This window comes from Staphylococcus ureilyticus, assembly GCF_025558845.1.
GTDB classification, from domain to species: Bacteria; Bacillota; Bacilli; order Staphylococcales; family Staphylococcaceae; genus Staphylococcus; species Staphylococcus ureilyticus.
In genome coordinates, this window is sequence record NZ_CP094825.1 from 199,519 (window position 1) to 221,236 (window position 21,718).

22 protein-coding genes are annotated in these 21,718 nt (G+C 34.0%); all 22 read left to right on the plus strand.

Translation table 11 applies throughout. The annotated features are described in order from the left end of the window. Positions 1–30: 30 nt before the first annotated feature. The 22 genes from MUA21_RS00860 (at position 31) to MUA21_RS00965 (ending at position 21,579) form a co-directional block, all read left to right on the plus strand. The gene (locus tag MUA21_RS00860) at positions 31–756 is read left to right on the plus strand and encodes a tRNA1(Val) (adenine(37)-N6)-methyltransferase (RefSeq protein ID WP_262561611.1); all 726 of its coding nucleotides are present in this window, start codon (positions 31–33) and stop codon (positions 754–756) included. Continuing rightward, the gene (locus tag MUA21_RS00865; RefSeq protein WP_046206566.1) at positions 749–997 is read left to right on the plus strand and encodes a GIY-YIG nuclease family protein; all 249 of its coding nucleotides are present in this window, start codon (positions 749–751) and stop codon (positions 995–997) included. The genes MUA21_RS00860 and MUA21_RS00865 overlap by 8 nt, the downstream gene beginning before the upstream one ends. 4 nt (positions 998–1,001) lie before the next feature. Beyond that, complete coding sequence (rsmI, locus tag MUA21_RS00870; RefSeq protein ID WP_070039624.1) at positions 1,002–1,835, plus strand: 16S rRNA (cytidine(1402)-2'-O)-methyltransferase; 834 nt, start codon at positions 1,002–1,004, stop codon at positions 1,833–1,835. A 302-nt stretch (positions 1,836–2,137) separates the two neighbouring features. Continuing rightward, a complete protein-coding gene (gene metG, locus MUA21_RS00875) occupies positions 2,138–4,111 on the plus strand; it encodes a methionine--tRNA ligase (RefSeq protein WP_262561612.1) in 1,974 nt (657 codons plus the stop codon). Between the two features lie 25 nt (positions 4,112–4,136). Beyond that, positions 4,137–4,910, plus strand: a complete 774-nt coding sequence (locus tag MUA21_RS00880; protein WP_046206563.1) for a TatD family hydrolase — start codon at positions 4,137–4,139, stop codon at positions 4,908–4,910. A gap of 132 nt (positions 4,911–5,042) precedes the next feature. After that, complete coding sequence (gene rnmV / locus MUA21_RS00885) at positions 5,043–5,594, plus strand: ribonuclease M5 (RefSeq protein ID WP_046206562.1); 552 nt, start codon at positions 5,043–5,045, stop codon at positions 5,592–5,594. A gap of 6 nt (positions 5,595–5,600) precedes the next feature. Further along, positions 5,601–6,485 (plus strand): 16S rRNA (adenine(1518)-N(6)/adenine(1519)-N(6))-dimethyltransferase RsmA, encoded by an 885-nt coding sequence (gene rsmA / locus MUA21_RS00890; protein WP_169926878.1) that lies wholly within the window; start codon positions 5,601–5,603, stop codon positions 6,483–6,485. A gap of 98 nt (positions 6,486–6,583) precedes the next feature. Next, entirely contained in the window at positions 6,584–6,847 is a 264-nt protein-coding gene (veg, locus tag MUA21_RS00895; RefSeq protein WP_019467722.1) for a biofilm formation stimulator Veg, read from the plus strand. Between the two features lie 346 nt (positions 6,848–7,193). After that, a complete protein-coding gene (ispE, locus tag MUA21_RS00900) occupies positions 7,194–8,042 on the plus strand; it encodes a 4-(cytidine 5'-diphospho)-2-C-methyl-D-erythritol kinase (RefSeq protein ID WP_262561613.1) in 849 nt (282 codons plus the stop codon). 18 nt (positions 8,043–8,060) lie between these two features. Continuing rightward, the gene (gene purR / locus MUA21_RS00905; RefSeq protein WP_046206559.1) at positions 8,061–8,885 is read left to right on the plus strand and encodes a pur operon repressor; all 825 of its coding nucleotides are present in this window, start codon (positions 8,061–8,063) and stop codon (positions 8,883–8,885) included. A gap of 17 nt (positions 8,886–8,902) precedes the next feature. Then, a complete protein-coding gene (locus MUA21_RS00910; protein WP_046206558.1) occupies positions 8,903–9,277 on the plus strand; it encodes a RidA family protein in 375 nt (124 codons plus the stop codon). 70 nt (positions 9,278–9,347) lie between these two features. Continuing rightward, entirely contained in the window at positions 9,348–9,656 is a 309-nt protein-coding gene (spoVG, locus tag MUA21_RS00915) for a septation regulator SpoVG (protein WP_019467718.1), read from the plus strand. Between the two features lie 484 nt (positions 9,657–10,140). Next, positions 10,141–11,496 carry a bifunctional UDP-N-acetylglucosamine diphosphorylase/glucosamine-1-phosphate N-acetyltransferase GlmU gene (glmU, locus tag MUA21_RS00920; RefSeq protein WP_262561615.1) on the plus strand — a complete coding sequence of 452 codons (1,356 nt, stop codon included), beginning with the start codon at positions 10,141–10,143 and terminating at the stop codon, positions 11,494–11,496. A gap of 142 nt (positions 11,497–11,638) precedes the next feature. Next, positions 11,639–12,604 carry a ribose-phosphate diphosphokinase gene (locus MUA21_RS00925; RefSeq protein WP_046206556.1) on the plus strand — a complete coding sequence of 322 codons (966 nt, stop codon included), beginning with the start codon at positions 11,639–11,641 and terminating at the stop codon, positions 12,602–12,604. Between the two features lie 141 nt (positions 12,605–12,745). After that, positions 12,746–13,405, plus strand: coding sequence for a 50S ribosomal protein L25/general stress protein Ctc (locus MUA21_RS00930; RefSeq protein ID WP_107526245.1), 660 nt, complete (start codon positions 12,746–12,748; stop codon positions 13,403–13,405). Positions 13,406–13,595: 190 nt separating this feature from the next. Then, positions 13,596–14,168 (plus strand): aminoacyl-tRNA hydrolase, encoded by a 573-nt coding sequence (gene pth / locus MUA21_RS00935; protein ID WP_046206554.1) that lies wholly within the window; start codon positions 13,596–13,598, stop codon positions 14,166–14,168. Further along, the gene (gene mfd / locus MUA21_RS00940; protein ID WP_262561616.1) at positions 14,165–17,677 is read left to right on the plus strand and encodes a transcription-repair coupling factor; all 3,513 of its coding nucleotides are present in this window, start codon (positions 14,165–14,167) and stop codon (positions 17,675–17,677) included. The genes pth and mfd overlap by 4 nt, the downstream gene beginning before the upstream one ends. After that, entirely contained in the window at positions 17,667–19,205 is a 1,539-nt protein-coding gene (locus MUA21_RS00945; protein ID WP_107526243.1) for a polysaccharide biosynthesis protein, read from the plus strand. The genes mfd and MUA21_RS00945 overlap by 11 nt, the downstream gene beginning before the upstream one ends. Continuing rightward, the gene (locus tag MUA21_RS00950; protein ID WP_107526242.1) at positions 19,205–20,392 is read left to right on the plus strand and encodes a MazG nucleotide pyrophosphohydrolase domain-containing protein; all 1,188 of its coding nucleotides are present in this window, start codon (positions 19,205–19,207) and stop codon (positions 20,390–20,392) included. Before MUA21_RS00945 ends, MUA21_RS00950 begins: the two co-directional genes overlap by 1 nt. 2 nt (positions 20,393–20,394) lie before the next feature. Continuing rightward, entirely contained in the window at positions 20,395–20,658 is a 264-nt protein-coding gene (locus MUA21_RS00955; RefSeq protein ID WP_046206575.1) for an RNA-binding S4 domain-containing protein, read from the plus strand. Between the two features lie 20 nt (positions 20,659–20,678). Then, complete coding sequence (locus MUA21_RS00960) at positions 20,679–21,080, plus strand: FtsB family cell division protein (protein WP_046206550.1); 402 nt, start codon at positions 20,679–20,681, stop codon at positions 21,078–21,080. Between the two features lie 100 nt (positions 21,081–21,180). Then, positions 21,181–21,579, plus strand: coding sequence for a S1 domain-containing RNA-binding protein (locus tag MUA21_RS00965; protein WP_046206549.1), 399 nt, complete (start codon positions 21,181–21,183; stop codon positions 21,577–21,579). Positions 21,580–21,718 lie beyond the last annotated feature (139 nt).

The following is a 21,718-nucleotide window of genomic DNA, read 5'->3' on the forward strand; positions in this document are numbered from 1 at the left end:
GGCTCATCCTCTTTTTTGGAGGTTACAAAAATGTTATTGCAAAACGAAAGGTATGATTTTTTACTAAAAGAGAAATTAGAAATTATACAAAATGATGATGTCTTTTCATTTTCAACGGATGCTTTGTTACTCGCACATTTTACAAAAATAAAGAAAAAGGACGTTATTATGGATTTATGTTCCGGTAATGGCGTTATTCCTTTACTGTTATCTCATAAAGGTAATCAGTTTATTGAAGGTATCGAAATACAAGAACAATTAGTGCACATGGCGAAAAGAAGTATTGTTCATAATCATCTAACCGATAGAATTCATATGTATCATATGGATTTGAAGCAAGCACATCATACGTTTAAACCAGCACAGTATAGTCTTGTTACATGCAATCCGCCTTATTTTAAAGTCAATCAACAATTTCAACATCAAAAAGATGCACATAAAATAGCTAGACATGAGATAATGTGTACATTGGATGATTGTTGTTTTGAGGCAAGACACTTATTGAAAGAAGGCGGAAGATTTTTAATTGTGCATCGTGCTGACCGTCTTATGGATGTCTTAAGCAGTATGAGACATTATCGCTTAGAACCTAAAAAGCTTTATTTTATTTATAGTAAGCCGGGTAAAGTAGCGCAAACAATTGTAGTTGAAGGACGAAAAGGTGGTAACCAAGGGTTAGACATACAGCAACCATTCTATATTTATAATGAAGATGGAACATATTCAGAAGAAATGAGAGAAATCTATTATGGATAAGCATTATATATATATCGTTAGATGTAAAGATGGAAGTTTATATACAGGTTATGCAAAAGATATAGAACAAAGAATAGCAAAACATAATAGCGGTCAAGGTGCTAAATATACTAAAATAAGACGGCCGGTAGAGTTAGTTTATCAAGAAATGTTTAATACTAAATCAGAAGCTTTGAAGCGGGAATATGAAATCAAAACATTTACCAGAGAGAAAAAATTACAGTTGATAAGTGAGGGGTAGAAGTATGGCGACATTGTATTTAGTAGGCACACCGATTGGAAATTTAGCTGATATTACATATAGAGCAGTTGATATATTACGTACAGTAGACTTGATTGCATGTGAAGATACACGAGTGACAAAAAAGCTTTGTGCACATTATGATATACATGCACCGTTGAAATCCTATCACGACCATAATAAAGCGCAGCAGACAGAATATTTAATCCAACAATTACAGGAAGGGATTGATATTGCGTTAGTGTCAGATGCTGGGCTACCTTTGATAAGTGATCCTGGATACGAACTTGTTGTAGCTGCAAGAAATAATGGAATCAGAGTTGAGACCGTACCGGGACCAAATGCTGGCTTGACTGCATTAATGGCAAGTGGATTACCTTCATTTACATACACATTTCTTGGATTTTTACCAAGGAAAGAAAAGGCAAAATATGATTTGTTAGAACAACGCATGTTTCAAGATAGTACATTGATTATTTATGAATCACCGCACCGTGTTAAAGATACATTAAAGGCAATTTATAAAATAGATGCGCAACGAAATGTGTCAATAGGTAGGGAATTAACAAAAAAATTCGAAGAAATTATCACGGACAAAGTTGAAAAATTACTAATGAAACTAGATGAAGGCGACATACTTACAAAAGGTGAATTTGTCATCATCATTGAAGGGGACATTGCAGTAGAAGATACGTCTTGGTTTGAAGATATGTCGATACATGAACACGTTGAGCACTACATTAATAAAAATATGAAACCTAAAGCAGCGATTAAACAAGTTGCTGAAGAAAGACAAATGAAGACAAGTGAAGTATATGATATATATCACAATGTATAAAATTAGGCTAACAAATCTCAGCGTTAAAAAGAAAATAGAAGAATAGATTTTTTGAAATTTTATCAATAAAATCAAGTGAAAAATTCCCATAACAAGCTTGATTTATGGTAATGTAGATAAGATAGAGATTATTTATCGTGTTGTAAAATGAGTGGAAATAGACGAGGGACAAATACTTAATTTTATACTACATCAAACGTATTAAAATGATTAATAAATATAAAATGAACACTTATCTGCTTCATTGAAAATAAAAATAAATTTAGATATATTTAAAGTGAGAGAAACGAGGAGGAACATTGATGGCGAAAGAAACATTTTATATCACTACACCTATATATTATCCGAGTGGGAATTTACATATCGGTCATGCATATACAACTACAGCTGGTGATGTCATCGCACGTTATAAAAGAATGCAAGGGTATGATGTTCGATATTTAACAGGAACGGATGAACATGGTCAAAAAATACAAGAAAAAGCGCAAAAAGCAGGGAAATCAGAATTGGATTATTTAGATGAAATGATTTCAGGCATCAAAGCGTTATGGAAAAAATTAGAGATATCCAATGATGACTTTATTCGTACAACAGAAGCACGTCACAAAAAAGTTGTACAACAAATATTTGAACGCTTATTGGCGCAAGGTGACATATATCTTGGTGAATACGAGGGTTGGTATTCTGTACCGGATGAAACGTATTATACTGAAACACAACTTGTTGATCCTGTATATGAGAACGGTGCAATTGTCGGAGGTAAAAGCCCTGATTCTGGACACGAAGTAGAATTGGTAAAAGAAGAAAGCTATTTCTTTAATTTATCTAAATATACTGATCGCTTATTAGAATTTTATGATGAAAATCCTGATTTTATTCAACCACCATCTCGTAAAAATGAGATGATTAATAATTTCATCAAACCAGGATTAGAAGATTTAGCAGTATCTCGTACATCGTTCGATTGGGGAATCCATGTTCAATCGAATCCGAAACATGTGGTTTATGTATGGATTGATGCGCTAGTAAACTATATTTCATCACTTGGCTACTTATCAGATGATGATAGCTTGTTTAAAAAATATTGGCCTGCAGACATTCATATTATGGCGAAAGAAATTGTTAGATTCCATTCTATCATTTGGCCGATTTTATTGATGGCTTTAGACATTCCATTACCTAAAAAGGTCTTTGCTCATGGATGGATTTTAATGAAAGATGGCAAGATGAGTAAATCAAAAGGAAACGTAGTAGATCCTAATGTGTTGATTGATCGTTATGGCTTAGATGCAACACGCTATTATTTAATGCGTGAGTTACCATTTGGTTCTGATGGTGTATTTACGCCAGAAGGATTCGTAGAACGCACAAATTATGATTTGGCGAATGATTTAGGTAACCTAGTTAACCGTACTATTTCAATGGTTAATAAATACTTTAATGGCGAACTACCAGCTTATGAAGGTCCTAAGCACGAACTCGATGAAGAAATGGAACAATTGGCGCTTGATACTGTGAAAACATTCCATGAAAATATGGATAATTTACAATTCTCAGTAGCGCTTTCAACAATATGGAAATTTATAAGTAGAACGAATAAATATATTGATGAAACCACGCCTTGGATTCTAGCGAAAGATGAAAACCAGAAAGAAATGCTCGGCAATGTTATGGCTCATTTAGTAGAAAATATTCGTATCATTGCAGTGTTATTAAGACCATTCTTAACAAATGCACCAAGACAAATTTTTGAACAGCTAAATATCAATTCACCTGAATTATATGAATTTAGCAGTATTAAACAATATGGTGTATTAACCGAGCCAATTATGGTAAGTAGTAAGCCACAACCTATTTTCCCACGCTTAGAAAGTGATGCTGAAATAGAATATATTAAGCAATCTATGCAACCAGATAAGGTGGAAGAAGCGAAAGCAGAAGTACCTAGTAAATCACAAATTGATATCAAAGATTTTGATAAAGTAGAAATCAAAGCAGCAACGATTATTGATGCTGAGAATGTAAAAAAATCTGACAAATTATTAAAAATCCAAGTTGATTTAGATAATGAACAACGTCAAATTGTTTCAGGTATTGCCAAGTTCTATCAACCCGAAGATATTATCGGCAAAAAAGTTGCGGTAGTTACCAACTTGAAGCCAGCTAAATTAATGGGACGAAAATCAGAAGGTATGATTTTATCTGCTGAAAAAGATGGTGTACTTACATTGGTAAGTCTTCCGAATGCAATTCCAAATGGTGCAGTAATTAAGTAATCATAGATAAAGGGAGCGATTTAATATGCTAATCGATACACATGTTCATTTAAATGCAGAACAATACGATGAAGATTTAGAAGCGGTTATTGAGCGTGCAAGAGATAATGGCGTAGATCGTATGTTTGTAGTAGGTTTTGATACACCAACTGTTGAACGTACAATGGAGTTAATTGATCAATATGACTTTATATACGGTATTATTGGATGGCACCCTGTAGATGCTATTGATTGCACAGAAGAAAGATTGGCATGGATAGAAAAGTTGGCAGCACATCCTAAAGTTATTGGAATTGGTGAAACTGGCTTAGATTATCATTGGGATAAGTCTCCAAAAGATGTCCAACAAGCCCTTTTTAGAAAACAAATTGCACTAGCTAAGCGTGTGAATCTACCAATTATTATTCATAATAGAGAGGCAACACAAGACTGTGTGGATATTTTAAAAGAAGAGCATGCAGAAGAAATCGGCGGTATTATGCATAGTTTTAGTGCTTCTCCTGAGATTGCTGACGATGTCATTAATAAATTGAATTTCTATGTATCATTAGGAGGCCCTGTTACATTTAAAAATGCAAAACAGCCTAAAGAAGTTGCTAAACATGTACCATTTGATAGATTATTAGTTGAAACAGATGCACCGTTCCTATCGCCACATCCTTATAGAGGGAAGCGAAATGAACCAGCACGTGTAACTTTAGTAGCTGAGCAAATTGCTGAGTTACGTGAAGTTAGCTATGAAGACGTTTGTCGTCAAACAACTGAGAACGCTGAACGGTTGTTTAAATTAAAAGCATAAAGATATTATTTTAAAGGTATCGGTCTGAAATATGGCTTAGTTGGTCTAGTGAATACTAAGAGTAACCATAATTTATGCCGATACCTTTTTAATTTTTTTAAAATGAAGTAAAAACGAAAGGTGTCACAATAAATGAAGATAAATGAATTTATTGTAGTAGAGGGCAGAGATGATACAGAGCGGGTCAAAAGCGCTGTGGATTGCGACACAATTGAAACAAATGGTAGTGCAATTGACGAAAAAACTTTAAATGTGATTGCACAAGCATATGAAACTCGAGGTGTCATTGTTCTAACAGACCCTGATTTCCCAGGTGATAAAATTCGTAATACGATAAAAAAATATATTCCAGGGGTTAAACACGCTTATATTGATCGAGAAAAAGCTAAGAGTAAACGTGGTAAAATAGGTGTCGAACATGCGAAAATTGAAGACATAAAAGAAGCTTTGATTTATGTAAGTACACCGTTCGAAGAGGGTCATGAAAGTATCAGTAAGGAAGTTCTGATTGATCTTGGATTAATAATTGGTAAAGATGCGCGTAGAAAAAGAGAAATTTTAGGGAGAAAACTTCATATCGGTCATTCTAACGGCAAACAACTACTTAACAAGTTAAATGCTTTTGGTTATACAGAAGAAGATGTTAGAAATGCCTTGAAAGATAATAAAGGAAGTGAAAAATAATTGGATATGAAAGATATTGCCACACCATCGCGAACAAAGGCACTTTTAAATCATTATGGTTTTAGTTTCAAAAAAAGTTTAGGACAAAACTTTTTAATCGATGTCAACATTATTCATAATATTATTGATGCCAGTCACATAGATGAACGTACAGGTGTTATTGAAGTAGGACCGGGCATGGGATCATTGACAGAACAATTAGCTAAAAGTGCAAAAAAAGTGATTGCTTTTGAAATTGATCAACGCTTAATACCAGTATTGAATGAAACAATGGCACCATATAACAATGTTACAGTAATTAATGAAGATATATTGAAAGCGGATATTGCGCATTATGTGACACATGAACTAGCAGATTGTGACCAAATTTTAGTTGTTGCTAACTTACCATATTATATAACTACACCTATTTTATTAAACTTAATGCAACAAAAATTACCGATTGACGGTTATGTGGTTATGATGCAAAAAGAAGTTGGTGAGCGATTAAACGCCGAAGTAGGCACGAAAGCTTATGGCTCCCTTTCTATAGTCGCACAGTTTTATACAGAAACGAGCAAAGTGCTGACTGTGCCCAAAACGGTATTTTTACCACCACCAAACGTAGATTCAATCGTTGTGAAGTTAATGAAACGTGATCAACCACTTGTCGATGTAGACGATGAAGATAAGTTTTTCAAAATGTCAAAAGCCGCATTCGGACAAAGAAGAAAAACCATTAACAATAATTATCAAAGTTTGTTTGTGGATGGAAAAGCAAATAAAGAAATCATTGTGAATTGGTTGGAAGCCAGTGGCATTAACCCTAAAAGACGGGGAGAAACACTTTCTATAAAAGAATTTGCAAAATTATATAATGAATTGAAAAATTTCCCAGAATTAGCATTTTAAATGATTGACAACTGCGTTTCACCTTGCTAAAATTGATGTTTATTTGACAAAATCGCGCTAAATGTGTTATTATACAACTTGTAGCGAGGTGGAGCAATATGCCAAAATCTATTGGAGACATCAAAAATTCACTTGATTGTCAATTAGGAAACCGTATTGTACTGAAAGCGAATGGTGGTCGTAAAAAAACAATTGAGCGTAGCGGTGTTTTAAAAGAAACGTACCCATCCGTTTTTATTGTTGAACTAGACCAAGATATTCATAATTTTGAGCGTGTATCATATACATACACTGACGTTTTAACAGAAAACGTACAAGTTTCTTTTGAAGATGATAATCATCAAGAAGCAATTGCACACTAAATAGCAGTAATATAAATTGAAATTTTGGTTAAAGCAACCATATTTTTATTTAAGACATTAATATGAGATTGATTAGAAAAAGGTATGTTGGTGAATAATCATCAATATACCTTTTTATTTTTGAAATAATATAAATCGCATCAGAATTAAAGAGATATAGTTTTGATACGTCAAAATATTAATGTAAAATAAGGAATTAACCGCTTATTTTATATGTCAGATTAATTTAAGTCATAGTAAGGTAAATTGGATAAATAACTTATAAATTTTAAAAAAAGAATAACGCAAGTATAACAATATGTTAAAATCATTTTATTACCATATCGAATTGAAAGAGGGTGGGAATATGATTTATGAGACTGCGCCAGCAAAAATAAATTTAACGTTGGACACACTCTTCAAACGAGATGATGGTTTTCATGAAGTTGAAATGATTATGACAACGATTGATCTTAATGATCGTTTATCTTTTGAACTGAGAAAAGATAAAAAAATAGTTGTAGACGTAGAGCAAAGTTATGTTCCCTCCGATAATAAAAATTTGGCCTACAAAGCAGCAGCGTTAATGAAAGAAACTTATAATTTACAGCAAGGTGTGACGATTACGATAGATAAAGATATCCCAGTTTCAGCTGGCCTTGCAGGTGGATCGACAGACGCTGCTGCAACATTGAGAGGAATGAATCGACTATATAAGTTAAATAGACCTTTAGAAGAACTATGTGAGTTAGGAATACAAATAGGCACGGATATTCCTTTTTGTATATATGGGAAAACTGCTTTTTGTAGAGGAAAAGGTGAGTTAATTGGATTTATGAACAAACCGCCGTCGGCATGGGTTATTGTTGCCAAGCCAGATATAGGCATTTCCTCCCCGGATATTTTTAAAAAGCTAGATTTAACTCAAGTACATGAGGTTTATACTGAAACTTGTAAAGAAGCATTGGATACAGGGAATTATGAATTATTATGTAATAGTCTTTCAAACAGATTGGAACCCATCTCTGGAGAAATGTATTCAGAAATCTATAAAATTAAAGAAAATATGCTTGAAAATGGAGCAGATGGTGCTGTAATGAGTGGGAGTGGTCCAACCGTATATGGATTAACACAAAAAGAACGACAAGCCAGGCATGTATATAATGCAGTCAATGGTTGTTGTAATGAAGTCTATATTGCAAAACTATTAGGTTAGTGAGAAGGGATGAAGAAAATGCGCTATAAAAGAAGTGAACGTATTGTTTTTATGACACAATACTTGATGAATAACCCCAATAAATTAATACCTTTAACGTTTTTTGTACAAAAATTTAAGCAAGCAAAATCATCCATCAGTGAAGATGTACAAATTATTAAGTCTACTTTTCAAAAAGAAAAATTGGGCACAGTGATAACGACCGCTGGAGCTAGTGGTGGCGTTACATATAAGCCACAGATGAGTAAAGCAGAAGCAAGTGAAGTCGTAGATGAGGTTATCGAACTTCTGCAAGAAAAAGATAGACTGTTACCAGGTGGTTATTTATTCTTATCAGATTTAATGGGGAACCCAACTTTATTGAATAAGGTGGGGAAATTAATTGCAACGCTTTATATGGATCAAGAGTTAGATGCGGTTGTAACTATTGCTACAAAAGGTATCTCATTAGCCAATGCAGTAGCTAATGTATTGAATTTACCAGTGGTAGTGATAAGGAAAGATAATAAAGTAACCGAAGGCTCTACGGTTTCGATAAATTATGTATCAGGTTCTACTAGAAAGATAGAAACGATGGTATTATCTAAACGTACATTACCAGAAAACTCTAATGTCCTCGTTGTGGATGATTTTATGCGTGCAGGTGGTTCTATTAACGGTGTAATGAATTTAATGAATGAGTTTAAAGCACATGTTAAAGGGGTATCCGTATTAGTAGAATCAAAAGAAGTTAAGCAAAGATTAATTGAAGATTATACTTCCTTAGTTAGATTGTCTGATGTAGATGAATACAATCAGGAATTTAAAGTGGAAAATGGCAACAGTTTAACTAAATTTACTTAAAGGAGCGGATCAACATCATGAAAGTAGTCAACACATCAAAAGCACCGGAAGCATTGGGCCCATACTCACATGCAACGGTCATTAACGGACTTGTGTTTACATCAGGACAAATCCCATTAAATTTAGATGGTGAAATTGTTAGTGATGATGTGAAAGCACAAACGAAACAAGTCTTAGAAAATGTAAAAGTTGTATTAGATGAAGCTGGATCGGATATAGATTCAGTAATCAAAGCAACAATATTCATTGCTGATATGAATGAATTTCAAAATATAAATGAAGTTTATGGTGAATATTTTGCGAAACATCAACCGGCAAGAAGTTGTGTCGAAGTCGCAAGATTACCTAAAGATGTAAAAGTTGAAATTGAAGTAATCGCAGAAGTGAAGTAATTTAAGGGATTTATAATTTTTGATGAAATTGTTAAGCTTCTAACAAAGAGATACTAGGGGGGCTCACTACATGAAAGTGACAGATGTAAGACTTAGAAAAATACAAACAGATGGAAGAATGAAAGCTTTAGTTTCAATAACTCTAGATGAATCATTTGTGGTACATGATTTAAGAGTGATTGAAGGCAACTCAGGTCTATTCGTCGCAATGCCAAGTAAAAGAACACCAGATGGTGAATTTCGTGATATCGCGCATCCAATTAATTCAGAAATGAGACAAGAAATTCAAGATGCGGTTATGAAAGTTTATGACGAAACGGATGAAGTTATCCCTGATAAGAATGCTCAATCATCAGAAGAAACAAATGATGAAGCTTAATATAAAAGATGAATCAAATTAAAAAAGCGCTTGGGACATAGATCTCAATCTTAATATAAAAAAGACCAATTCGTATGCTAACGGATTGGTCTTTTTGTGTCTTACTCAAAAATAAGAATATAAAGAATTGAAATAAATTATTATAATGAAAAGGTGACAAAAATATATTTTTTTGTTTTCAAATAAATCGAAAACTATTCTAAATAATTACAAGTTATTTTAATAATTGAAAAACTGACATTTAAATTAGTAACGGTGTGACATCTAAAATATATAATTTTTCACAAAGTATGAAATCAGTTTGTGACAAACATTTTGTGATGATTTGTGTCAGTAAAAGATGACAATTATGAATATGTGAAGTTGATAAAAAATAACTTGAATTGTTTCCATTGTATAACATTAGGGTTTTGAGCCTTGAAAGTGGTACTAGCGTTAAATTATAATAATATAGAAGTGTATAATTTAATGGAGGGTTACACACATGCAAAGACATGCAATAGTACTTGCAGCTGGAAAAGGTACACGTATGAAATCTAAGAAATACAAAGTACTACATGAGGTTGCGGGCAAATCAATGATTGAACATGTCGTTGATAACGTTAAACAATCTGGAGTAGAAAATCTTGTGACAATTGTTGGCCACGGTGCAGAAAGCGTGAAAGAAACGTTAGGAGATACATCATTATATAGTTTCCAAGACGAACAACTCGGTACTGCACATGCTGTTGAAATGGCAAGTGAGCACTTGAAAGACGAACAAGGTACAACATTAGTGGTTTGTGGTGATACACCATTAATAACTGGAGAGACACTTAAATCATTATTAGAACATCATGAGCGCAATCAAGCTGATGCAACAGTTTTATCAGCGACGACGAGTAATCCATATGGTTATGGTCGTATTGTGAGAGATGGCAATGATCATTTAGTTAAGATTGTAGAGCAGAAAGATGCAACAGCAGATGAACAACAAATCAATGAAATTAGCTCAGGTATTTTTGCATTTGATAATAAATTACTTTTTGAAAAATTGAAATTGGTAAAAAATGATAATGTCCAAGCTGAATATTATTTACCTGACGTTTTATCTCTTATTTTACAAGCACAAGGAACGGTTGAAATATATCGTACAGATGATTTTGAAGAAATTATGGGTGTCAACGATCGTCTAATGTTAAGTGAGGCAGAGGCAGCTTATAGAAAACGTATCAATGACTTCCATATGAGAAACGGTGTAACACTTATCGATCCTGCTACTACATATATAGGTGCAGATGTAAAAATCGCCATGGATGTTACAATTGAAGCAAATGTGAAATTAGCTGGTAGTTGTGAAATTGGCGAAGATACCATTGTTGGCCAAAACACAGAAATTCTTAATAGTAAAATAGGTTCAAACGTTACAATTAACCAATCGGTGATTAACGAATCAGTTGTAGGTGACAATACTACAATTGGACCGTTTGCTCAATTACGTCCTGGGGCAGACTTAGGTGAAAATGTTAAAGTTGGAAACTTTGTAGAAGTTAAGAAATCAGTCGTGAAAACAGGTGCTAAATTACCGCATTTAAGTTATATTGGTGATGCAGAAATTGGTGAACGTACGAATGTAGGTTGTGGTTCTATCACAGTAAACTATGATGGTAAGCATAAATCAAAAACAATCATCGGCAATGATTCATTTATCGGTTGTAATACCAACTTAGTAGCACCAGTTACTTTAGGTGATAGATCATTTATAGCTGCAGGTTCTACCATTACTGATAACGTGCCACATGATAGTTTAGCATTAGCAAGAGCGAGACAAACAACTAAAGAAGGTTATTTGAAAAAATAGACACGATTAGATTATGATTCTAATCACATAAATATAATGTAGATCTAAGTAAGACCTCAATCGACATTTTGTAGATTAATGAAATAAATATAACTTTGTCTATGAACGAAACTAATTGAATGAATTAATTGGAGGACTATAAATGTTAAACAATGAGTATAAGAATTCTGCTTTGAAAATATTCTCTTTAAAAGGTAATGAGCCCTTAGCCCAAGAAGTAGCAGATAATGTTGGAATAGAGCTAGGAAAATGTTCTGTAAAACGTTTTAGCGATGGAGAAATTCAAATTAATATTGAAGAAAGTATTCGTGGTTGTGACGTATTTATTATTCAACCTACTTCTAATCCAGTAAACTTACATTTAATGGAATTATTAATTATGATTGATGCTTGTAAACGTGCTTCAGCAGCCAATATTAATATCGTAGTGCCATACTATGGGTACGCACGTCAAGATAGAAAAGCGCGCAGCCGTGAACCAATCACAGCAAAATTAGTTGCAAACTTAATCGAAACTGCTGGCGCAGATCGCATGATTGCCTTAGATTTGCATGCACCACAAATCCAAGGGTTCTTCAATATGCCAATAGATCACTTGATGGGTGTTCCGATTTTAGCAGAATACTTCCAAAATGATACAGACATTGACCCAGAGGAATGTGTTGTAGTTTCTCCAGACCACGGTGGTGTAACGAGAGCACGTAAACTTGCAGATATTCTTAAAACACCAATTGCAATCATAGATAAACGACGTCCTAAACCTAATGTGGCTGAAGTAATGAATATTGTTGGTGAAATTGAAGGTCGCACAGCGATAATAATCGACGATATCATCGATACAGCCGGTACGATTACATTAGCAGCTCAAGCGCTCAAAGATAAAGGAGCTAAAGATGTTTATGCATGTTGTACGCACCCTGTCTTATCAGGCCCAGCTAAAGAACGTATTGAAAATTCAGCGATTAAAGAGCTAGTCGTTACAAATTCAATTCAATTAGATGAAAATCGTAAACCAGCCAATACTAAAGAATTGTCAGTTGCAGGTTTATTAGCACAAGCTATTGTGCGCGTATATGAAAGAGAATCTGTTAGTGTACTATTTGACTAATTAATGCAATAGTTGTATAATTATTCCGTTCGTGATTTCAATTCACGATTAAATAAACACTTGCAAGCAACATTATGTTGATGGGCAAGTGAGGGGTTCTTATTATGATAATAAGAACAAAAAATGAAAGGTGGAAATAATATGGCTTCATTAAAGTCAATTATTCGTCAAGGTAAACAAACACGTTCAGACCTTAAAACACTAAGAAAAATTGGTAAAGTACCTGCAATCGTCTATGGTTATGGTACAAAAAATACTTCAGTAAAAGTTGATGAAGTAGAATTTATCAAAGTGATTCGTGAAGTTGGACGTAACGGTGTTATCGAATTAGGCGTAGGTTCTAAAACAATTAAAGTAATGGTTTCAGACTATCAATTCGATCCACTTAAAAACCAAATTACTCACATTGACTTCTTAGCGATCAATATGAGTGAAGAACGTACAGTTGAAGTACCAGTTCAACTTACTGGTGAAGCAGTAGGAGCTAAAGAAGGTGGCGTTGTTGAACAACCATTATTCGACCTTGAAATAACTGCAACACCGGATAATATCCCAGAATCTATCGAAATTGACATCAGCGAATTAGATGTTAACGATAGCTATTCAGTTGCAGACATTAAAGTTTCAGGTGATTTCACAATTGAAAATGACCCTGAAGAGTCTGTAGTAACAGTAGTTCCTCCAACTGAAGAACCTACTGAAGAAGAAATTGAAGCTATGGAAGGCGAATCAGAAACTGAAGAGCCTGAAGTTGTTGGTGAAGATAAAGAAGACGACGAAGAAGAAAAAGAAGAAGAGTAATTTCTTCGATCCCTTTTTCAAACACGCGATTTCAATAAGAAAAATGATTTTAAAAAGCACCATGCTTAATTCGTTAAGCTGGTGTTTTTTTATGTTAATATAGTGAATGATATGAAAATTTAAAAGAAACTATAGAGTGTTGCGAAATAATAAATGTTTCTGAGTGAATACAACAATTGGAGGTAACATAATGAAATGTATTGTAGGTTTAGGCAATATCGGCAAACGCTTTGAGCTGACAAAACATAATATTGGTTTTGAAGTGATTGACTATATGTTAGAACAGAATCAATTTAAATTAGATAAACAAAAGTATAAAGGTGCCTATACAATTGAACATTTGGCTGGTGAGAAAGTGATGTTTATAGAACCAATGACGATGATGAACTTATCTGGGGATGCTGTAGGTCCACTGATGAAGTATTATGATATTGATATAGACGATTTACTTGTACTATATGATGATTTGGATTTACCTCAAGGGGAAATTCGATTACGACAAAAAGGCAGTGCCGGCGGTCATAATGGTATGAAATCGATTATTCAAGCTTTAGGTACAGACGAATTTAAACGTATTCGTATTGGTGTTGATCGTCCATCCAACGGCATGTCGATTGTTGATTATGTATTGCAAAAATTTTCAAAACAAGAAATGGAAACAATGAATAACGTAATAGAACATTCAGCACGTGCAGTAGAAGCTTATATTGAAAGTTCTCGTTTTGACCGTGTGATGAATGAGTTTAATGGTGAGGTCAAGTGAAATCAATAATTACAGAATACATTAAAGAAGATAAACGCTATCAAGAGTTGAATGAAGTATTTGGTGAAGCCAACGTATTGGTTACTGGGTTATCTAGTTCGGCAAAGGCAACAATTATAGCTGAAAAATTTATTCATAGTTCAAAGCAACTCCTTGTAGTAACGAACAACTTGTATCAAGCTGACAAACTAGAGAGCGACTTACAACAATATGTTGATACTGACGATATATATAAGTATCCAATGCAAGATATTATGACAGAAGAATTTTCCACACAAAGCCCCCAATTCATGAGTGAACGTGTACGTACTTTGACGGCACTTGCTCAAGAAAAGAGAGGGTTATTTATCGTACCGTTAAATGGTTTTAAAAAATGGTTAACACCCGTTGAAATGTGGAGGGAGCATCAACTCACACTTACCATTGGTGACGACATTGATATTGATGAATTTTTAAGCAAACTTGTAAACATGGGATATCGTAGAGAGAGTGTAGTATCGCATATTGGTGAATTCTCATTGCGTGGTGGGATTATTGACATATATCCTTTAATAGGCATGCCTGTAAGAATTGAACTATTTGATACAGAAGTAGATTCAATCCGAAACTTTGATGTTGAAACCCAACGTTCAGAAGAGAATTTAGACCAAGTAGATATTACGACAGCTAGTGATTATATTATTACAGATGATGTATTGAAGCATACTAAACTAAAATTAAAAGAAGCATATGAGTATACACGTCCCAAAATAGATAAATCTGTACGTAATGATTTGAAAGAAACATATGAAAGTTTTCAACTTTTTGAATCTTCTTTATTTGATCATCAAGTATTACGCAGACTCGCTGCTTTTATGTATGAAGCACCTGCAACCATTATTGATTACTTCAAGTCTGATGCGATTGTAGCAGTGGATGAATATAACAGAATTAAAGAAACTGAAACAACACTGATTTCTGAAGCTGAAGAATTTATGCAAAGTTTAATTGAAAGTGGTAAAGGATTTATCGGACAGAATTTCTTACAATATGACGGCTTTGAGTCACTATTAAATCGATATCCAGTTACGTATTTTACTTTATTTACGGCAACGATGCCGGTAGAACTCAATGAAATTATTAAATTTTCATGTAAGCCGGTACAACAATTTTATGGTCAATATGATATCATGCGTTCTGAATTTCAACGATTTATTCAAAATGACTATACGATTGTCGTATTAGCAGAAACTGAAGCGAAAAAAGAGCGTATTCAATCAATGTTAAATGAAATGCATATACCAACATTTATAGATACACCAAGCACACAAAGTGATGGTGGTAGTGCGATTATCACTGAAGGCAGTTTGTCAGAAGGTTTTGAATTGCCATATATGCATCTCGTTGTTGTAACAGAACGTGAACTATTTAAATCTAAACAAAAGAAAAAGGTAAAGCAACATAAGAAATTAACAAATGCAGAAAAAATCAAATCCTATCAAGATTTGAAAGTTGGAGATTTTGTTGTTCATGTTCACCATGGTGTAGGGAAATATTTAGGTGTCGAAACGCTTGAAGTTGGAGGCGTACACAAAGATTATATAAAATTACAATACAAAGGTACTGATCAATTATTTGTACCCGTAGATCAAATGGATCAAGTACAAAAGTATGTTGCTTCCGAAGATAAATCACCTAGATTAAATAAACTTGGTGGCACAGAATGGAAGAAAACGAAAGCCAAAGTTCAACAAAATGTTGAAGATATGGCCGATGAATTAATAGAATTATATAAAGAAAGAGAAATGTCAGTTGGTTATAAATATGGTCCAGACACCCCACAACAAAATGATTTTGAAATTGATTTCCCTTATGAGTTAACGCCAGACCAAGGCAAATCCATTGAAGAGATTAAACAAGATATGGAAGTAGAACGTCCAATGGACAGGTTATTATGTGGTGATGTAGGTTACGGAAAAACAGAAGTAGCGGTACGAGCGGCATTTAAAGCTGTAATGGAAGGTAAGCAGGTAGCGTTTCTCGTGCCTACCACAATCTTAGCGCAACAACACTATGAAACTTTGATTGAACGTATGCAAGATTTTCCAATAGAAATTCAACTTATTAGTCGGTTTAGAACGACTAAAGAAGTGAAAGAAGTGAAAGAAGGACTAAAATCAGGCTATGTTGATATCGTTGTGGGTACACATAAATTATTAGGCAAGGATATTCATTATAAAGATTTGGGCCTACTCATTGTAGATGAGGAACAACGTTTTGGTGTAAGACACAAAGAAAAGATTAAATCACTTAAGACAAATGTTGATGTGTTAACATTAACTGCAACACCTATTCCGAGAACGCTACATATGAGTATGTTAGGCGTGCGTGATTTATCTGTCATAGAAACACCACCAGAAAATCGTTTTCCTGTGCAAACCTATGTATTAGAGCAAAATATGAATTTTATTAAAGAAGCGTTAGAAAGAGAATTATCACGTGAGGGCCAAGTTTTCTACTTGTACAATAAAGTACAATCGATTTATGAAAAAAGAGAGCAGCTACAAATGTTAATGCCGGAAGCGAATATAGGTGTGGCCCACGGTCAAATGAATGAACGTGATTTGGAAGAAACGATGTTAAGCTTTATCAATCATGAATTTGATATTCTTGTAACGACTACGATTATTGAAACTGGCGTAGACGTTCCCAATGCGAATACTTTAATTATCGAAGATGCTGATAATTTTGGACTGAGTCAATTATATCAATTACGAGGGCGCGTGGGACGTTCAAGTCGTATAGGTTATGCTTATTTCTTACATCCATCTAACAAAGTATTATCAGAGACTGCAGAAGAAAGATTGCAAGCAATTAAAGAATTTACTGAATTAGGTTCTGGATTTAAGATTGCAATGCGAGATTTAAATATTCGAGGTGCAGGTAACCTTTTAGGCAAACAGCAACATGGATTTATTGATTCTGTAGGTTTCGATTTATACTCACAAATGTTAGAAGAAGCAGTGAATGAAAAACGAGGCATTAAAGAAGAACAGCATGATGCGCCTGAAGTTGAAATTGAACTAAATATTGATGCTTATTTACCAGCTGAATATATTCCAAATGAACAGGCTAAGATAGAAATTTATAAAAAATTACGTAAAATTGAGACGGAATCACAATTGATGGATGTTAAAGATGAACTCATTGACCGTTTTAATGATTATCCTGTTGAGGTTGAAAGATTGCTTGAAATGATGGAAATTAAAGTGTATGCATTGAATGCAGGTGTAACACTTATTAAAGATGTAGGTAAAAAAATAGAGGTTTATTTATCCGAAAAAGGTACTACTGACATCAATGGCGAAGCACTCTTTAAACAAACACAACCACTTGGACGCGCAATGAAAGTTGGTGTTCAAGAAGGTAAAATGAAAGTGACGCTAAATAAAGATAAAGTATGGTTGGACAGTTTGAAATTCTTAGTGAAATGTTTAGAGGAAAGTATGGTTATACCAGATGAACGTTAAATCTGATACAAAAAGTGTTTTTAATGGTGTTGTTGTACTAACAATAGCGCTTATTATCGTTAAAATACTCAGTGCATTATACCGTGTCCCCTATCAAAATTTACTGGGCGATGGCGGATTATATGCCTATCAACAAGTGTATCCCATAGTAGCTTTAGGCGTTATTTTATCGATGAATGCTATTCCTAGTGCGGTCACTCAAACTTTCAACGCAAACGGGAACCCCAATCAATATACACGCGTGTTATTAAGGTTACAATTTGTTGGTGTTATCTTTTTCTCACTTTTATTTATGTGTGCACACTGGGTTGCCTTTCTTATGGGAGATGTCAATTTAGCACCTATGTTAAGGGCGGCAAGTGTTAGCTTTTTATTTGTTGGCATACTTGGTGTTTATAGGGGCTATTATCAAGCGCATCATGAGATGAATATACCCGCTATTTCCCAGGTTATAGAACAATTTATTCGTGTCGCCATTATCATGATTGCTATTGTGATGTTTACGAGTCAATCATGGAGTATATACCGTGCAGGTACATTGGCGATTGTTGGTTCAGGTATTGGCTTTTTCGCATCTAGTTTGTTTCTGATGCAGCGGAAACCTTTTAAGCTATCTAAAGCACATGCCAATGTGGAAGTGGCTTGGAAAAAGTTAACGTTAGGTATCGTTGTGTTCGCGGTAAGCCAATTAATTGTTATTGTATGGCAAGTCGTGGATAGCTTTACAGTAATACATGCGCTTCAAATGACTGGTTTAGATTTTGACGAAGCAACTATTTTCAAAGGTATTTATGATCGAGGTGCGTCTTTTATACAGATGGGATTAATTGTAACGACAACGTTCTGTTTTGTACTTATCCCATTACTAACAGATGCATTAAAAACAAAACAACATATACTGGTAAATCGTTATGCTAACGCATCTATAAAGATTACAGTTTTATTTAGTGTTGCAGCAGCAATAGGTTTAATCAATTTGCTACCTGTAATGAATAGCGTATTCTTTAAAAACGATAGTTTGAACGGTACGTTATCCGTTTATATGCTTACCGTCATATGCGTTTCTCTTATAATGATGGATATCGCTTTATTACAAGTGAAAAATCACGTTAAAATTATTTTGTGTGCATTTGGTATTGGGGTAGTGGTCAAAGCGATATTGAATATGGTTTTAATACCGCAATTTTCAATTTTCGGTGCTAGTGTAAGTACTGTGATTTCACTGTTCATCTTTGTGTGGATTTTACAGTATCAAGTCTTAAAGCTGTATCATTTTCAAACAATGAAAAAGTTCATTGTTAAGTTAGTAATTACAATGATGCTGTTATCAATTACAGTACAAATAGTTATGTTTCTTATTCCGGGAGAAGGTAGAATGCAAGGCTTAGTCGAATTAGCTGTAGCAGCAACTATCGGCGTTATTGTAGTGATTTTTTCTATCGTACGCATGCATTTATTAAGTTTTAGAGAACTTAAACACCTGCCTTTTGGAGATAAACTATTCCATATGAAAAGAGGGAAACATTAATGACAAATAAAATAACAATTGTTGGATTAGGGAATTATGGTATAGAAGATTTACCCTTAGGAATTTATAAATTTTTAAAAAAACAAACACTCGTTTACACACGTACCTTTGACCATCCAGTTATCCAAGATTTAACTTCGGAAGGTATCGACATGGAAAGTTTTGATCAAGAATATAAACGCCATGACGCTTTTCAAAATGTATATGAAGCTATTGTGACAAAGTTGATTGATGCTGCAAGAGACAATGATATTGTATATACTGTACCAGGGCATCCACGTGTAGCTGAAACGACAACTGTGTATTTAGAGCAGTATGCTCAACAACATTCTGATATTGAAATTGAAATATTGGGCGGCAAGAGCTTTATAGACGATATTTTTGAAGCGGTAAAAGTTGACCCTAATGATGGTTTTACGATGTTAGATGCAACAGATCTTCAAAAAGAAAAGTTGAATATGCGTACGCACACACTTATCACACAAGTCTATAGTGCAATGGTCGCAGGTGATTTAAAAGTGACATTGATGGAACGCTATAGTGATGACCAACTTGTTTATATCGTAGATGGTGCGAGCAATAATCACGCCAATGTAATCAAAACACCGTTATATGAAATAGATCATTACGACGATGTTTTTAACAATATAACAAGTGTATTTATTCCAAAAGTGGAAACCGAAGAAGCATACTTTGGTGATTTTGACTATGCAGTTGGTATCATAGATCATCTTGTAGACGATGAAAAAGGTTGCCCATGGGATAAGGTTCAAACACACCATACGTTAAAACGCTATTTACTGGAAGAGACATTCGAATTGTTTGAAGCTATAGATAACGAAGACGATTGGCATATGATAGAAGAACTAGGAGATATCCTGTTACAAGTATTATTACACGCAAGTATTGGCAAAAAAGAAGGTTACATGGATATAAACGAAGTGATACAAAGCCTTTCAGAAAAAATGATACGCAGACATCCACATGTTTTTGGTGACACAAAAGCAGAAACTGAAGAAGATTTGAAAAATATTTGGTCCGATGCTAAGTCTAAAGAAGGTAAAGAACAGCGAGTGAAATTTGAGAAAGTATTTGCAGACCACTTCTTAGCATTGTATGATAAAACAAAAAATAAGTCGTTAGATGAAAATGCTTTAAAACGAATTTTAGAGCAAGGAGGAAAATAATGATGAGATTAGACAAATATCTCAAAGTGTCAAGATTAGTAAAACGTCGCACTTTAGCTAAAGAGATCAGTGATCAAGGACGTATTACTGTAAACGGTGTAGTTGCTAAAGCAGGTACCGATGTAAAAGAATCGGATGAGCTTGTTATCCGATTTGGTCAAAAAGTTGTAACAATCAAAGTTACGGGATTGAGTGAACATGCAACAAAAGAAAATGCAAAGGGCATGTATGAACTCATTAAAGAAGAAAAAGTAAGTGAAATATAGGAACGGGAGGTGACAAGCAAATGAATAAAAAAGTTGAAAATATAGGCAATACGTATACTTCAGCAGAAAACAAAAAAAAGCAACACAAACAAATGAGGAAGCGTGTTGTTCGTAAACGTATCACTTTATTCGGTGGTCTTTTACTACTGATTATTATCATTTTATCCATCATGCTTGTCACTCAAAAACAAAGTAACAATGACGATGCAGTCGAGCGCCAACAAAAAGAACAAAAGTATCAAAAGCAACAAGATGAAGAATTAGCACTAAAAGAACAATTAAATAATCTAAATGATAAAGATTATATTGAAAAAGTTGCACGTGATGATTACTATCTAAGTAATGATGGGGAAGTTATTTTCAAATTGCCCGGAGAAAATAAATCTGACACCAAATCTAAGGCGCAAAATGATGATAAATAAGTGAATTTAATTTTTTGCATCATTATACCATTGTTAATTTATGCAAACAGGCATATAATAGGGTTAAAATCGAAACGAATCGGGAGGATTTATTTATAATATGTCAATCGAAGTAGGAAACAAGCTTAAAGGTAAAGTCACTGGAATCAAAAAGTTTGGCGCTTTCGTCGAACTTCCAGAAGGAAAGAGTGGCTTAGTTCACATAAGTGAAGTTGCAGATAACTACGTTGAAAACGTAGAAGATCACTTATCTGTTGGTGATGAAGTTGAAGTTAAAGTACTATCAATTGCTGATGATGGAAAAATTAGTTTGTCAATCAAAAAAGCAAAAGATCGTCCGCGTAGACCTCAAAACAAACCAAATCATAAACAAACTCAACCTAAAGGTGAGGACTTTGAAAAGAAATTAACAAACTTCTTAAAAGATAGTGAAGATAAATTGACTTCTATTAAGCGTCAAACGGAATCTAGACGTGGTGGAAAAGGCGCTAGACGCTAAAATATATAAAATAAGACTGTTCCAAAGAGAACTTAAATTAATTGCTCAAATACAACATTTAATATCATTTTAACGACGTGTGACTTTGACAATAAATGACTGTTTTCTTACTTAAGGAAACAGTCTATTTTTTGTTGTT

Excerpts from the sequence above, each read along its gene's own strand:
- pth (WP_046206554.1), top strand. The coding sequence starts at position 13,596 with ATGAAATGTATTGTAGGTTTAGGCAATATCGGCAAACGCTTTGAGCTG.
- glmU (WP_262561615.1), top strand. The coding sequence starts at position 10,141 with ATGCAAAGACATGCAATAGTACTTGCAGCTGGAAAAGGTACACGTATG.
- MUA21_RS00910 (WP_046206558.1), top strand. The coding sequence starts at position 8,903 with ATGAAAGTAGTCAACACATCAAAAGCACCGGAAGCATTGGGCCCATAC.
- spoVG (WP_019467718.1), top strand. The coding sequence starts at position 9,348 with ATGAAAGTGACAGATGTAAGACTTAGAAAAATACAAACAGATGGAAGA.
- rnmV (WP_046206562.1), top strand. The coding sequence starts at position 5,043 with ATGAAGATAAATGAATTTATTGTAGTAGAGGGCAGAGATGATACAGAG.
- purR (WP_046206559.1), top strand. The coding sequence starts at position 8,061 with ATGCGCTATAAAAGAAGTGAACGTATTGTTTTTATGACACAATACTTG.
- MUA21_RS00860 (WP_262561611.1), top strand. The coding sequence starts at position 31 with ATGTTATTGCAAAACGAAAGGTATGATTTTTTACTAAAAGAGAAATTA.
- MUA21_RS00955 (WP_046206575.1), top strand. The coding sequence starts at position 20,395 with ATGAGATTAGACAAATATCTCAAAGTGTCAAGATTAGTAAAACGTCGC.
- ispE (WP_262561613.1), top strand. The coding sequence starts at position 7,194 with ATGATTTATGAGACTGCGCCAGCAAAAATAAATTTAACGTTGGACACA.
- MUA21_RS00880 (WP_046206563.1), top strand. The coding sequence starts at position 4,137 with ATGCTAATCGATACACATGTTCATTTAAATGCAGAACAATACGATGAA.
- MUA21_RS00960 (WP_046206550.1), top strand. The coding sequence starts at position 20,679 with ATGAATAAAAAAGTTGAAAATATAGGCAATACGTATACTTCAGCAGAA.
- MUA21_RS00950 (WP_107526242.1), top strand. The coding sequence starts at position 19,205 with ATGACAAATAAAATAACAATTGTTGGATTAGGGAATTATGGTATAGAA.
- MUA21_RS00965 (WP_046206549.1), top strand. The coding sequence starts at position 21,181 with ATGTCAATCGAAGTAGGAAACAAGCTTAAAGGTAAAGTCACTGGAATC.
- MUA21_RS00930 (WP_107526245.1), top strand. The coding sequence starts at position 12,746 with ATGGCTTCATTAAAGTCAATTATTCGTCAAGGTAAACAAACACGTTCA.
- rsmI (WP_070039624.1), top strand. The coding sequence starts at position 1,002 with ATGGCGACATTGTATTTAGTAGGCACACCGATTGGAAATTTAGCTGAT.
- MUA21_RS00945 (WP_107526243.1), top strand. The coding sequence starts at position 17,667 with ATGAACGTTAAATCTGATACAAAAAGTGTTTTTAATGGTGTTGTTGTA.
- metG (WP_262561612.1), top strand. The coding sequence starts at position 2,138 with ATGGCGAAAGAAACATTTTATATCACTACACCTATATATTATCCGAGT.
- MUA21_RS00925 (WP_046206556.1), top strand. The coding sequence starts at position 11,639 with ATGTTAAACAATGAGTATAAGAATTCTGCTTTGAAAATATTCTCTTTA.
- MUA21_RS00865 (WP_046206566.1), top strand. The coding sequence starts at position 749 with ATGGATAAGCATTATATATATATCGTTAGATGTAAAGATGGAAGTTTA.
- veg (WP_019467722.1), top strand. The coding sequence starts at position 6,584 with ATGCCAAAATCTATTGGAGACATCAAAAATTCACTTGATTGTCAATTA.
- rsmA (WP_169926878.1), top strand. The coding sequence starts at position 5,601 with ATGAAAGATATTGCCACACCATCGCGAACAAAGGCACTTTTAAATCAT.